Source organism: Marinobacter salinexigens, from assembly GCF_008370345.1.
In the GTDB taxonomy this organism is placed as follows: Bacteria; Pseudomonadota; Gammaproteobacteria; order Pseudomonadales; family Oleiphilaceae; genus Marinobacter; species Marinobacter salinexigens.
Genome location: NZ_VTUU01000096.1, coordinates 1 through 530, shown reverse-complemented (window position 1 = coordinate 530; position 530 = coordinate 1). Strand labels below are relative to the sequence as shown.

The 530-nt window shown below is 67.1% G+C and carries 1 protein-coding gene; it reads left to right on the top strand.

The annotated features are described in order from the left end of the window. Nucleotides 1-179: 179 nt before the first annotated feature. Nucleotides 180-497 carry a ferredoxin gene (locus tag FWJ25_RS20820; protein ID WP_149601887.1) on the top strand — a complete coding sequence of 106 codons (318 nt, stop codon included), beginning with the start codon at nucleotides 180-182 and terminating at the stop codon, nucleotides 495-497. The last annotated feature ends 33 nt before the right edge of the window (nucleotides 498-530 follow it).

Sequence of the window (530 nt, the reverse complement as noted above, 5' to 3'; positions counted from 1 at the left end):
GTCGTGTAGTGTGTAGTCGCAGCAGCTAGCGCCCGGCCGGCCAGTCGAGTGAGTCCATCCTCCATCGCCATCCAATGGCCGCCACCGCCCTGAGCATGAGCATCCTCCGCGCGCCGCCGCCCTGCTTCTCGTCCCCACTCAGGCTCAGGGTCGCGGTTGCCAAGCCGCTGGCGGCCCCCATGCGGCGCCAGCTGCYGCGCGCGCAKGCCACCTACAACGTGAAGCTGATCACGCCGGAGGGGGAGGTGGAGCTGCAGGTGCCCGACGACGTCTACATACTGGACTTCGCCGAGGAGGAAGGCATCGACCTGCCCTTCTCCTGCCGCGCGGGGTCCTGCTCCTCCTGCGCCGGCAAGGTCGTCTCCGGCTCCGTCGMCSAGTSCGACCAGAKCTTCCKCAACGACAACCAGGTCGCCGACGGCTGGGTGCTCACCTGCGCTGCGTACCCCACCTCCGACGTCGTCATCGAGACGCACAAGGAGGATGACCTCCTATAATTCAAGCTAGCTATACACCGCCAGGGCCCGTCG